General features: G+C 44.7%; 8 protein-coding genes. 1 reads left to right on the forward strand and 7 read right to left on the reverse strand.

The window, feature by feature from the left end; genetic code table 11:
* From BLS49_RS24705 to BLS49_RS03420, 7 genes are all read right to left on the reverse strand, one after another.
* Positions 1-4,832: glycosyl hydrolase (locus BLS49_RS24705; RefSeq protein ID WP_091226726.1), on the reverse strand; the 4,832-nt coding region annotated here is incomplete at its 3' end.
* Between the two features lie 107 nt (positions 4,833-4,939).
* The gene (locus BLS49_RS03395) at positions 4,940-7,018 is read right to left on the reverse strand and encodes a methyl-accepting chemotaxis protein (protein WP_245742264.1); all 2,079 of its coding nucleotides are present in this window, start codon (positions 7,016-7,018) and stop codon (positions 4,940-4,942) included.
* 48 nt (positions 7,019-7,066) lie between these two features.
* Entirely contained in the window at positions 7,067-8,026 is a 960-nt protein-coding gene (locus BLS49_RS03400) for an acetylxylan esterase (protein WP_091226729.1), read from the reverse strand.
* An 86-nt stretch (positions 8,027-8,112) separates the two neighbouring features.
* A complete protein-coding gene (locus tag BLS49_RS03405; protein WP_091226731.1) occupies positions 8,113-9,135 on the reverse strand; it encodes a glycoside hydrolase family 130 protein in 1,023 nt (340 codons plus the stop codon).
* 33 nt (positions 9,136-9,168) lie between these two features.
* Entirely contained in the window at positions 9,169-10,002 is an 834-nt protein-coding gene (locus BLS49_RS03410; protein WP_091226732.1) for a carbohydrate ABC transporter permease, read from the reverse strand.
* 3 nt (positions 10,003-10,005) lie between these two features.
* Complete coding sequence (locus BLS49_RS03415) at positions 10,006-10,881, reverse strand: carbohydrate ABC transporter permease (RefSeq protein WP_091226733.1); 876 nt, start codon at positions 10,879-10,881, stop codon at positions 10,006-10,008.
* A gap of 135 nt (positions 10,882-11,016) precedes the next feature.
* The gene (locus BLS49_RS03420) at positions 11,017-12,363 is read right to left on the reverse strand and encodes an ABC transporter substrate-binding protein (RefSeq protein ID WP_091226735.1); all 1,347 of its coding nucleotides are present in this window, start codon (positions 12,361-12,363) and stop codon (positions 11,017-11,019) included.
* Positions 12,364-12,619: 256 nt separating this feature from the next.
* Here BLS49_RS03420 and BLS49_RS03425 point away from each other — a divergent pair, with 256 nt between their 5' ends.
* On the forward strand, positions 12,620-13,627 hold the full coding sequence (locus BLS49_RS03425; RefSeq protein WP_091226736.1) for a LacI family DNA-binding transcriptional regulator: 1,008 nt from the start codon (positions 12,620-12,622) through the stop codon (positions 13,625-13,627).
* The last annotated feature ends 59 nt before the right edge of the window (positions 13,628-13,686 follow it).

Genomic DNA, 13,686 nt, shown 5'->3' on the forward strand with positions numbered 1-13,686 from the left:
TAACCCACTGCTGTAAGCCCAGGTACTGTTTCCGGCGAAGCCACCTGCCATTGCTTCTGGCTTGTAACCATGGAAACCGGGTACCTGCTGGTCAACTGCGGAACCGTAAAGAAACGGATGTTCGGGTTATTCGCATTGCTGATTTCCGTTGCCGCGTTGGTAACCTGGGACATCGGAAATGCCATATTCGACTGCCCGGATGTCAGATACACATCGCCGAAGAGAATATCAGTGAATGTAACGGTCTGCCCCGCACCCTTCACAGTTATCGTATGAGATTCACCTGTTTGATTGACTCCTATCGGTACTTTCCAATTCCCGTTAGAATCGGTAGTTCCTGTGAAGGTAGTTTCATCAAGCTTGACACTTATCTCGGTTCCAGGCTCCGCCCATCCCCAGATCGCCACTTCCTTGTCCCGCTGCAAAACCATGTGGCTGCTGAACATAGGATTCACTAGTGGCTTGCCAGTATAATCAGGCAGTGCGGTGTAATTCAGAATCGCACTCTCGGCATCGAATTCAGCGTTGGAGCCAATTTGCCGCGCATATGCTTTCAATTCGTATTCGCCTGAACCAGGGGCCGTCCATACATAGGAATAGGTTTTGCTGTAGTTGTTCACATACTCCCATTCGCCGCCTGCCTTTCTTGCCAGGAAGCGATATTCCGCCGAATTGTCTGCGAGCGCATAAAGCGTTACCGGGATGTCAACCGCACCCGAAGCTCCTGATGACTTCAGATTCACGGAGGTCACTGGTCCTTCCCCGCCAGTCAGTTGAATATAGTCGATATCCATCCAGCCCCAGCTAGTCGCAATCTCGATCGTATTGGCGCCCGCCTTAAAGTCATATTGCCCCAGTACAGCATCTTTCCAGACACCCGCTTCCGCGAAGGTGTAATTGGCAAGGGTTGTACCGTTCAGTTTGACCGTATTTACTTTACTTCCACCTATTGTTTTATAACGGATGGCAAGCATATACGTCCCGGCACGCTCCAGATTCACCGGAATCTGCAAAGTGTCCCCGGAAGTCTTAAAGCCTGTTACATAGCCTGAACCGGAAAACCCGCCACTTTCTGTGGACACAGCTACTCCACCGTTTAAAGTGCCGCTCTCCGCCTCAAATTTGATCGTATTCGGATTCTCGGGAATGACGCTATCACTCGAAATTCGCACCTCATCGAGATAAGCCGCAGCATTGCCCGATCCGCTAAAGCTGTCAAACTTCACGCCTATGACCCTAACCTGACTTAAATCGGAAATTCCAGCAAGAGGCAGCGACAAGGTCGTAAATGCAGTGGAATCCACATCGAACGGCCCGCTGTCTGTCCATGTCCAATTGGAAGTCTTGATATACAGACGAGCCTTCCCTGTTCCATTCGAGAGCTTTACCTTCGCGCTTAGCGTATCAACGGCGCTCAAATCCAAAGACACATTCTTCATCAATTCGAACTCAGTTCCAGCAAGAGAAAAGGCAACGCGAAGCGCCTGAGAGCCTTCTGTGGAGGCCTCGGAGGTTACAGTTACCGCCTCTGCACTTGCAGTGTTCGAATCAATGGTCCATCCCTGAGTATCCGTTTCAAATCCGTACAGAAGCTGAGGTCCGGCAGCCGTACTGCCACCTGGAACTCCGCCTGTTCCGTCATTGAACGCCTGAATGTCATCGAAGTACAGGGTGCCAGTTGTAGCATCCACCGATGAATTCTTGTTCACAAATATGGAGAACGTTTGGATATCCTTCAGGTACTGCTTTGTAATCACCTGACCCGCATTGGCGGTATCCCAAGGAGCAGGCTTGAACTCACTGAACGGAATCGCAATCTCACCTGCCGTCTTTCCGGCCAAGGATGGATAGGCTTCAAAGGAAATGCCGCTCATCTTGATTTGAATAACCATCTTTTGGTTACTTCCGTCCGGCTCATACCAGAATTTCAGCTGGTTTGCTTCGGACCAATCGACATTGTCCATATTTTTCGTTTGCCCGGTATATCCTTGAACTCCCACATTGTAAGCGAACTTCAGGCCGTACTGACCGCTGTTCTTGTGTTCCGAGTCGAGAGAAATTGTGCTCAAGTCACCTCCTGGACTGTATGCATTGTCAAGCAGTTCATTGTTGCCATTGTAATCCTCAAACGTATCCACTACCAAGGTATTTGAATTTGGCAGCGTATCATTAACATATACTTGAATCGTTTGCTTAATGACGCTGCCGTCCTTTGCATACGATTTGACTGTAATGGTCGTGCTCAGCCCTGAAAGTGCAGCTCCTGGCGTCCAGGAAGCCGTATAATAGAATCCACTGTTGTCAATCGTCATCGGATGTTCAACAGAATCACTGCCGATCAGGTAGACCACTTTCTCAGTATTCTGATGCAACACGCGAGTCCGAATGAGTGAAGCGCTTTCAGTAAGTACCGTTTCATTATTGGTTGGCGTTGCGATATGCAGGTAAGGCCTCTTATTGGATGCCTCCACATCCTTCGTGTAAATGTTGTCAGTCTTCACTTCTTTGTTAAAGGAAGTATACGGATCATTGTAGTAATCCACCAAATCCGGCAGCAGCTCATGATCCCCGAGTCCGTTCAGCCCGTTCTTGTAAGGAACGAAGAAGTTATTTGTACTGAAATTGGCCCAGGTCATCATATAAGCCATTTTCTTGGCATCCGGATCGGACTTTAAAGCATCCAGCAGTTTGGTAAAAAAGTGAAGATCGTTAGTACCGGACGGCCGCAGATTGGAGTAACCGAATTCCGTCAAGGCCGCTACCTTGCCTTTGGAATCAGCCAGTCTGGAGACCAGCTTGGCATCCTGTAAAGCGCCTTCGAACCAGCCTTCCGAACTACCGTTATAGTAAGAGTCAAAGCCCAGAACATCCACATATTCATCTCCTGGATAAGTCTCCATATAGGTGGCTTCTGAATTGTTGAACGAACTGTTCGGCGAGAAGGCGTACAGGAAGTTGTTGACGCCCTTGACATCACGCAGATACTCTACGGTGTATCGATATAGCTCAATGTACTGCTCCTTGGTTCTGTATGGGGCTCCCCACCAAAACCAGCCTCCGTTTTGCTCGTGGAACGGGCGGAAGATGACTGGAATCGGTTTGTTGTCATCATCCTTCAGGTTGTTGGCAAAATCAGCTATCATATCTAAAAACTGGTTATACTCCTCATTCTTTTCTCCACCTGGGAGAATGCTGGATACAACCTTGCCCTTAGTGTCATTGAAGTCGCCTCCGGTGACGAAATTCGGCATATGTGCGCTTAAGGTCAGCACGCCGCCTTCCTCATACGCCTTCTTCATCACAGCAATTAAATTATCCCTATTCTGCTGCTTGTTGTTCAGCCCTACACCCGGCTTTTCTTTCCCCTCCAGGCTCAGCGTGTCCCAGCCGAATACTCCTGGTAAATCGCCGACCGCATTCAGCACATCGGACTGGGTGCCGTCCTTCGCCGTAATAGATAGTCCCTCTGTCGTATCATGCTGATGACCAAACAATACCTGTGTTCCCCGAGCTTCATTCAGGTATTGGAACAACGATCTGGTCTCCGCTGTAGCATTCATATCTACCAGATCAATCGTTTTATCTACTGGATCTACTGGATCGACTGGGCTGCCAGAACCACCTGAACTGCCAGAACCACTTGAGCCGCTTGTTCCGGTTCCCGTCGTTCCTGTCGTATTTGTTGTAGTGCCTACAACCTCAAGTTTGCCTTGTTTAAGAACATAGCTGGTGTTTTTGGCGAGCAATTGTCCGTTAACCGTCACACCATCAGCTAAAACGGTAATTTCAGAAATCGTGCTTGTTCCCTCAATGATCGTTCCAGCGCCATCGCTGTTAATCGTCAAATGATTCAACACGGAATCACCATCGAAGACTAGAATCGCCGGAGAATTCACTGTAATATTCCCAGCGTTCGATTTCTTTGAGAACACGATACGTACCTTGCCGTCAGGACGCTGAACCACAAGATCCCCTACAGTGGTCTGATTTACATGAATGGAGTTCTCACCACCGCCAGCTACATAAGTCGTGCCCTTGATTTGCGAATTCTCCAGTGTTGCATCACCGTTTCCGATCCCGGCAGACAGATACAGATTGCCTGAGATATCTGAATCCTTAAGCGTTACTCCATCTGCATTGATAACGGCATGATTATTGATTTTCCCACCAATATAAGTACCTGCAGAAGTGTATAACTCGGAAACTAAAGAGTCAAAAACCTTAACTACCTCTGCTCTGGAAATGGATTTATCCGGTTTAAATGAACCGTCGGGATACCCCTTCACAACATCGCTAAGAGCAGCGATGGCTTCACGTGCATATGGGCGAATAGCATCATAGTCAGAATAAGCTTTGGATGCTCCGTCTCCCTGGGACTTCAGATAAAACGCTTTCACAATTAGCGTTACTGCATCCTGTCTGGACACAGATGTAGTTGCCTTGGCCAGATTGCCAGGGTAACCTTCATAGTATCCAGCTTCTTTGGCTATGGATAGCGCGTTGCTGTACCAGGCATCCTTGGGCACATCGGCAAATGATTGCCCGGAAGCCTGAGTATACCCGAAAATCCGATTGATCATCGTAGCGAGCTCTGCTCTTGTTACCTGCTGATTGGGATGAAAGGAGCCGTCCTCGTACCCCTTCACCACGCCAAGACGAGTCCACTTGTCGATGCTGGACTGTGCCCAATGCTGTGATTGCGACGTCTGATTAACAGAAACCGCGGAAGAAGTTCCCGTCAAGGAATCAGCACTCACTGTGCCTTGAACGATTGTTGTGAATAACAGAATCATGATCAAAAAAATAATTATACCCTTTCTTGCCGATCTCATTTTACCCCTCCGTAATCAAGATGTAAGTCATCCGGTTACCATCATGATGTATAATAATGACTGCCTGAACATCACCTCCCTTCAAGTGAAAAGCGGAACTCCTCACATTAGGTCGTGAACATACCTAGCTTCTCTTGCAATTTGGATGACGCGTTTTCCAGTTCGATAGACAGCTCAACAAGCTTGTTCGCGACTTCCTTCTGGTACTCACACACGGAGGCCACTTCCTGTGAGGTTGCGGATGACTGTTCAGCCACCGCACTGACTTGCCCCATCGCATCCGACATCGTAAATTGCGATTTGTTCAAGTTCTCGATCGAAGTTGTAACAGAAATCAACTGATCATTAAAATCACCCATCTGATCCTGCACAGACTGGAAAATTTGATTCGTGTCCTGCACAACCTTAATCTGATGCGCATACAAGGGACTCACTTCAGATAATGTATTGACCGTGTCGTTCATTTCATTTGTAATGCTATCTACGATTTGACCAACGACATCAATCGATTGTCTGGTTTCCTCGGCTAATCTGCGAATCTCTTCGGCTATTACCATAAAGCCTTTACCGGCTGAACCAGCTCTGGCCGCCTCTACCGATGCATTGAGAGACAAAATATTCGTCTGTCTCGTTACGTTCTGCATCACGTCCAACACCTTAATTACCGAAAAGGCTGTCTGCTGAAGACGGATCACCATATCTGTCAGCATATTCGTTTTCTGTTCAGTTAACAGCGTTGTATCCTTAAGCTCCTGTAAAGAAAGTATTCCTTTATGGCTGGATTCACTTACCTTAATGGATGACTCCCCCAGCGCCTGATTGGTGCCTACAACGTGCTCCATTTCCACAATAATGTCTTCCATAAGTGAATTTCCACGTTCAGCTTCCTGGGCCAGATCAACTGCACCCGAAGCAATTTGTTCTGTTGCATCAACAATCTCTGTAGCCGAATCAGCTGTTAGTCGAGAAGCGCGCCCAAGCTCTCCTGCTGTCTCAAGCACTGCACGTGCCGTATCGGTCGTCTGTTCAACCAATGAAGTAATTTGAGTCATCATTTCATTAAATGATGACGAGAGCTCTCCGATTTCATCCCGGCCCTTTTCCTTCATTCTTACTTGCAAATTACCTTGTGCCGCCTGTCGCATTAGATGCTTCATCAATTTCAAAGGAGAAGCTATGGTTTTGGCCATCCACAAACCGATGACAAGTGCCAGCACTGCCACAATGATACTGATGATAAAGGTAGATAACAGGATCACACGAGTATCCTTCACAAGATACGAAACTGGAACAGTGCTCATCAAAGTCCATCCGGAATCACCAAATGCACTATATGTATTTAGTACAGATTCACCATTTGCTCTCCGTCCGTTCTGACTTCCAGATTCGGCTCGATCCTCTTCACTCAGCACAGAAACGTCAAATTCAACAACTTTTCCGTCGCTGGATACTGCAACAGGAGTAAGCTGCTTGGAAATAATTCCGACTACTGCATTCTCACCAAGATCAATTTCTTTTAGTTGATCACCCAAAACAGAGGTTTTGATATCCGCTGCTACGACATAGGCTCTGCCTCCAGTAGAATGAAAACCCTTGGCGATACGAAATACGTAAGGGATTTCATCCTTATGATCCGTCGGCACGGACATCCACATCGTACCGCCGGATTTAACAAGGCTCGTGTACCATTCCTGCTCCTTGGCAGTCTCCAATAAACCGTAGGAGTCCATACCAGAAATCATATTCGGCATGACATCACTTTCAGGTATCAGGTACACAGCAACCACGCCTGAATTGGCATTAGCCCAATTCCCCAATGCAGCTACTACCTTTTGTTTGATAATGATTTGCTGCCTGCTGTCTGTATTTTTAAGCGATGCCTGCCTAACCATGTCCTGAATATCGCGATTGAACAATGACTGCTGGAGTGAATCCTCATAACGCTTCAGAACTAATTCAAGTTTGTCAGCTGTTTGATTGATAGTCTGTTGATTCGTGAGTCTAGCATTATTCTGAATAGTTGTTTTTGATATTTGATAGGAAAACAACCCTAGCGACAGCGTAAATAATAGAGTCCCTGCAAAAAAAACAATAAATAGACGCGCCCCTACAGAAGTTGCAGGATTCAGGTTCATGCTGCGAATCCAGTTCCTTTTCCCCTCAGTATCGTATTGCTCCCGATTCATAAATCTCACGTGTATCAACTCCTTTCCGACCCCTTAGCATTGTTGCTGCTATAGCTTCATAAACTCCTGAAGCGTTCTGTCGCTTAAATAAGGCAAATATTCATGCCCGTACTCGTGGTACACGAGAAGATCCTTCTCCGAGGTTATTTTGTTGTATACTGCAAACTGTGTTGAAGGTGGACATACGACATCACTCAGCCCTGTTACAAATACAACTCTCGCACGAATTCTATCCGCCAAATTCTGAACATCGATATAGCCCAGCCTGTTAAAAATCTCGTCCTCCCGCTGATGATGCGGATCAAAGAAACGGAAATAATACACCAGTTCCTCGTAAGCGGAGGAATTGATATCCAGCTCCCATGCACGCTTGTAATCACTCAGGAACGGATACACGGGTACAGCCAATTTCACTCTCGGCTCTAGTCCTGCACATGCGACAGCTAGTGCTCCACCTTGAGATAAGCCATGCACACCGACTCGCTCCGGATCGATATGGTCTAAAGACATCAAGATTCTAACCGTTTGAACGGTATCCAAAAAAACGTTGCGATAATAAAGCTTATCTTCATTGGGATCATCAATACCGCGGATAATATGTCCGCGGATCGTTGTTCCTTGAACAGTTAAATTATCCTCCGACCAACCGCCTTGTCCCCGGCAGTCGAGAGCGAGCACGGTAATACCATGCGCCGCATAGTTCACTTTATCCATCCAGTCTCCGCTATCACATGAATAGCCATGGAAATAAGCCATTCCTGCTCCCTTGCCGTTGAGTGCTTTTGGTTTCACATACTTGGCATGTATTTTCGCTCCGCCAACTCCGGTAAAATACATGTGGTAGCACTCTGCATGAGGACTTTGAAATGAAGCCGGAACTAATTCATATTCGAGCGACTGCTTATCCAGCTCCTTAAGCGCTCTACCCCAGTAGTCATTAAACTTCTCCGGTCTGGGACTTTTACCGTTATATGCTTTTAACTGATCCAATGTCATATCATTTCCCATGTTGATCTCCTCCTAAGCAATGAAAACGGATTACATCATATTTGATCTAATCCGTTCTCGTCCTCGTTCTTTTTTATATTGAAGAATTACATTCTTCCAATCTCGGCGTCATCCGCTACTTCTTCATGGGTCGCTTTCACGTAATCCACAATTTCCTGAACTGTGGTGTAGGCTACTCCAACATAAGTGTCAGCCGCTCCATAATAGATAGCGATTTTTCCGCTTTCGGCATCCTGCAATGTAGCGCAAGGGAATACTACATTCGCAACAAATCCACGTTCTTCGTACCATTCTTCCGGTGTCAGCACATAGGTGCTTGAACGGTATTTCACTTTGGAAGGCTCATCCCGATCCAGGATAACAGCTCCCATGCTGTACACAAGACCATTACAAGTACCTGTTACACCATGATAGAACATGAGCCAGCCTTCAGTTGTTTCAATCGGAGCAGGACCTCCGCCAATTTTGACTGCCTGCCACCAGCCTTGTCCGCCTTTGCTCATCACATGACGGTGTTTGCCCCAATACACGAGGTCCGGGCTTTCACTCAGAAACACATCACCAAATGGAGTGTGTCCACTATCACTTGGACGCGATAACATGACATAATTGCCGTTAATTTTTTTCGGGAACAACACGCCATTACGGTTAAATGGAAGGAACGGATTTTCAAGACGAACAAATGTCTTAAAGTCCGTCGTCTTCGCCATACCGATCGATGCGCCATAAAAATCAGTACACCAAATGATATAATAAGCATCCTCAACCTTTAGCAATCTTGGGTCATATGCATAATTAGGCTGGAATGGCTTTCCTTCTTCGTCAATAAACTCAATACGTTCTTCTTCAATGTTCCAATTGTATCCATCTTCACTTTTACCTAGATGCAAATGTGGGCGTCCATTGATTGTTTCAGCACGAAACACACCAATATAAGAACCTTCATAAGGTACAACAGCGCTATTAAAAATTCTTGCAATCCCTTTAGCCGGGTTTCTTTTAACAACCGGGTTTTCACTATGTCTCCAGACAGGACCTACAGCGCCCTCTGGTTTGTCTTGCCATGGAATATTTTTCAGGTTTTCTCCAATAATTTTGACTGTATTCATGAAGTCGACTCCTTCCAACTATCAAATGTTTTTTTATTTAACTGAACCTTGTGCAAAACCGTTGTAAATGTATTTTTGCAGTGAAAGAAACGCGATTAAAATCGGAACGATGGTGATCATAATTCCGGCGCAAATGACTTCCCATTGTGAGCCGTATGGACCTTTAAACTTGAACAGGGCAGTGGAGATGACCTGCAGATCCTCACTTGGCATATACAAGAATGGAGTATAGAAGTCGTTGTAGACGCCAACACCCTTAACGATAATAACCGTAACGATCGCCGGAGCCAGCAGCGGAAGAATGATCCTCCAGAAAATAGTGAAATAGGATGCTCCGTCCAGCATTGCCGATTCGTCCAGAGACTCTGATATGGAATTCAAAAATTGAATGAAAATGTAAACGGCAATAATATCCGTTCCCAAATAGAGCAAAATTGGTGCAAATCTGGTATCCACTAAATGGAAGAAGTTGATGATACGGAACGTAGCTACTTGCGTCGTAACACTTGGAATCAGGGTAGCCAGCAAAAATGCCCCCATTAAAAGCTTGTTGCCGCGAAATTTAAAGCGGTTCAGAACATAAGCGATCATCGAGCCGATCAAGGTAGCGCCAACAATTGAGACAACAAGGATGATGATGGTGTTCCCGAAGCCAAGCAGCATTTTGCCGTTAATAAATGCTTTGGAATAGTTGGCGAAATTCAGCCAATTTTCCGGTGGGGTCAAAGGGCTTGTGCCACTGTATTCCTTATTCGTTTTAAATGAAGCAAAAAACACGACCACGATAGGCACAAGAGCTACAAACGCTCCGAAAAGCAGGGATACATATTTAACCAGGCCGCCTGCGGCATACTTTAGTCTATACATGAATTATTTATCCTCCTTGATCAACAAGCGTTGCAGCATGGTGGCGATAATAACGATAAAGAGGAGAACGACTGCCATGGCAGAAGCCAGACCCAATTTGTTATACTTGAACGCTGTTGTTACAGTCTGGATAACGAATGTATTACTACCGTTAGAACCACCGGTCATAATATATGGAATGTCAAAGGCACTGATCGCACCACTTATCGCAAGAATCAGGTTCAATTGAACAATTTGCTTGATGCTCGGAAGAATAATATGTCTGAATTGATGCCATCGATTAGCACCGTCTATTTCTGCAGCTTCATAAATATCCTTGCCGATCGAGGAAATTGCCCCCAGGAAAATAATAAAGTTAAAGCCCATGTATCTCCATATAGCGGCACCTGCTAAAGAAACGTTGATGATTTTAGGATTAAGCAGCCATCCTTGAATAAAGTCTCCCAACCCTACAGCGCGCAAGATGGTATCAAGCGTTCCGTCAGGTCTGAAGAAGAACAGGAAGATAAAGCCGATGGCTACACCATTTAATAGGTAAGGAAAAAACAAAACACCCTTAAAGAAGTTTTTGAATTTCACATTAAAGCTGAGAATGGTTGCAAAATACAGGGCGATCGCCATCTGCACAAATGATGCAGCAAAGTAATACAAGCTGACTTTAAAAACGGAAAAATACTTAGGATCCGTAAATATAGTTTTATAATTATCAAAGCCCACATAATCAAAGCTTTTGCTATAGCCATTCCAGTTGGTAAAGCTGTACTTGAACATATTGAATACGGGCAAATAAGCAAGGGTGAACAATAAAACGACCGGAATCAGGGAAAAGGAAATAATAATAATTTTCCGCTGTGCTTTATAGCTTAAATTTTTAAACACCACTCATACCTCCAATAAATCTAGCTGTATACATTTTCACGTCAACGCGAATGAACAGTGTAAGGGAAACGCACTATGTCGTACGTTTCCCTATCCATATTCATCTAACCTCAACTAGATATAAACGGTCATCTATTATTGAGCTACTTTTGCACGCGCCTTCACCCATGCATCGTTCAAATCCTTCATAATATCATCATAGGATTCGTTTGTGTTACCAATTGCCGCTTCGATAATGCGTTTCTTGAACTCAGGCTGATTGAGACCAATTTCACCCTCTTTGTCGATCTTGTCAACCAGACCCTCTTGTCCTTCCTTGGCAGGACTTTTCAATTCAAACTTAATGTCAGTGCCTTCAAATTGCTTCAGAGAGCTAGGAAGCTCCGCACCGATAACCGGACTCATACCGCCAACTTGTTCGGTCGGGTAACCGGATTCCTTAACGAACCAATCGAGCCATGCTCTAGCCGCTTCTTTATTTTTACTTTGCTTGCTAATTGAAAGATTATAGTCACCAGACAAAGGCATAATGACTTCAGATGCGTTTGTAGGGAACGGCATATAGGCAATATCATCAGGATTTTCAGCTAGCCCTTGAATTTGCACGATTGCCCAGGAACCAAGCACCATAGCTCCGATTTTCCCATTAGCCAAATCAGCCTTGGAAGCTTCCCAGTTCGTTGTTGTCGGGTCAGCTTCGATCAAGCCTTCTTTGGCAGCGTCATACATTACTTTGTACAAATCATAATGCGGTTTGCCCGGAACAAAGTTTTCATCCGAATTTGGCTGCTCCACATTGACATAATCCACATTGCCTGCAACCGTCGTAAGCGACCCCTCCCACTGAGTCAAAGGCCAGGAATCAGCATAGTTGGTGTACAAAGGAACAATCGAGCTGTCTTTTGCTTTAATCGCTTTCAATGCGTTCAAGAATTCATCCGGTGTTCTAGGGGCAGTAGTCACACCTGCATTTTCAAACACTTTTTTGTTATACAAAATACCGGAGAAGTTAACAGCGGTAGGAATACCGTACGCCTTTCCATCTACCGTTTTTTCCTCAAGAGCGATGTATTCCTTGCTCAGATCGGAAAACTCGCCAAGCGGCTCAAAAAAGTCTGCAGCATCTTTAAGAGGAATGCTTGAAGGGAACAGCAAAACGTCACCATAGTCATTTGAGTTCATACGAACTGTGATTTGTCCTTCAAAGTCGGACAGAGCCTGGAAGTTTACCTTCACATCAGGATAAATCTTGTTGAATTCAGCAGCGTATTCTTTGAACACTGTATCCACAATATCTGTTCTTTGCGTGATTACAGTGATCTCCCCGCTAGGCTTTCCGGTTTGTTCTGTTGCTTCTCCATTGCTTCCGGTATTAGCACCCGTATTCGTGCTGCCCGTATTCTTGTTCGAAGAACAACCAGCCATCATTGCTACTACGAGAATTAACGCCATAAACCCAAAAAACACTTTGTTCTTTCTCATTTCTTAACCCCTCTCAACGTTGTGAATTAAGTTATCGATAAACTACAAACTTATTCTATATTGAATACGCTTTCTAGTCAATCCTTTAACAACAATTTTTTTAGTTTTTAATTTATATGTTAACTAATTATTACTTTATAATAACTTATGATTAATTTATCTTTTTATTTGGCAAGTATAATTGTATACTAAGTTTAGTAAACGCTCTTATAAGCTGATTCCGGAACAAAGTAAATCAGGATGGTGAATAAAGTAAATGAGAAGCAACATTACAATGAAAGATATCGCGGACAAATTGGGAGTCAGTAGTGTCACGGTATCTAAGGCGCTTAACGATAAAGAAGGAGTTAGCGACAACTTAAAAATCAAAATCAAAAAAGTCGCTGGTGAAATGGGTTATCGATTTAATTCTGCCGCCAAGTCAATTAAAGACGGGCTATCTTATAATATAGGCGTAATGATCCCCCACCGATTCACCGGAGTAAATGAGTCTTTCTATCTTCGTGTATATCAGGAAATTGCAATTCATCTGGATCACTATGGATACTTCGGTATTTTGAATATTTTAAGCAACGAAGATGAGGAGCAGCTAAATTTTCCCCGAGTCTACAGTGAGAACAAAGTCGATGGCATTATCATTCTTGGACAGGTTGGCAAAAAGTATATAGAGACAGTTCAAAACATGGAGCTTCCTAAACTTTTCCTGGATTTTTACGACGAACATGCTGATATAGACTCGATCATTACGGACAATTTCTATGGAGCCTATGAAATTACTAACTATCTGATACAATGCGGTCACAGGGAAATCGCTTACGTTGGCAACATTTATTCCACAAGCAGCATACAAGACCGGTTTCTGGGGTATTACAAATCCTTGCTTGAGCATGGACTTTCCTATGATGAGCAATTACTGCTGAACGATCGTGATGAACGAGGAACATACATCGATATTCAGCTGCCTGAGAAAATGCCTACTGCATTTGTCTGCAACTGTGATCAGGTTGCCTACAATTTATGTGAAAGACTGACCAGCTTGGGTTACAGTATTCCACAGGATTTCTCTGTCGTAGGGTTTGACAACGATATCTATGCAACCCTTGCCAATCCTCAGCTAACCACCGTAGAGGTTGATATTCAGGAGATGGCTCGTACAGCAGTGAAATCGATTATGGATAAAGTAGCAAACCCGAATCGCCGCAACGGACGTGTTCTCGTTCAAGGAAATATCATTTATCGAGACTCTGTTCGCAAAACAAACTAATACAGTGCTGATTCACCTCCATTTTAAAAACGTTTTATATAAAACGCTTAAGACAGAGC

This window comes from Fontibacillus panacisegetis (assembly GCF_900102215.1).
GTDB classification, from domain to species: domain Bacteria; phylum Bacillota; class Bacilli; order Paenibacillales; family Paenibacillaceae; genus Fontibacillus; species Fontibacillus panacisegetis.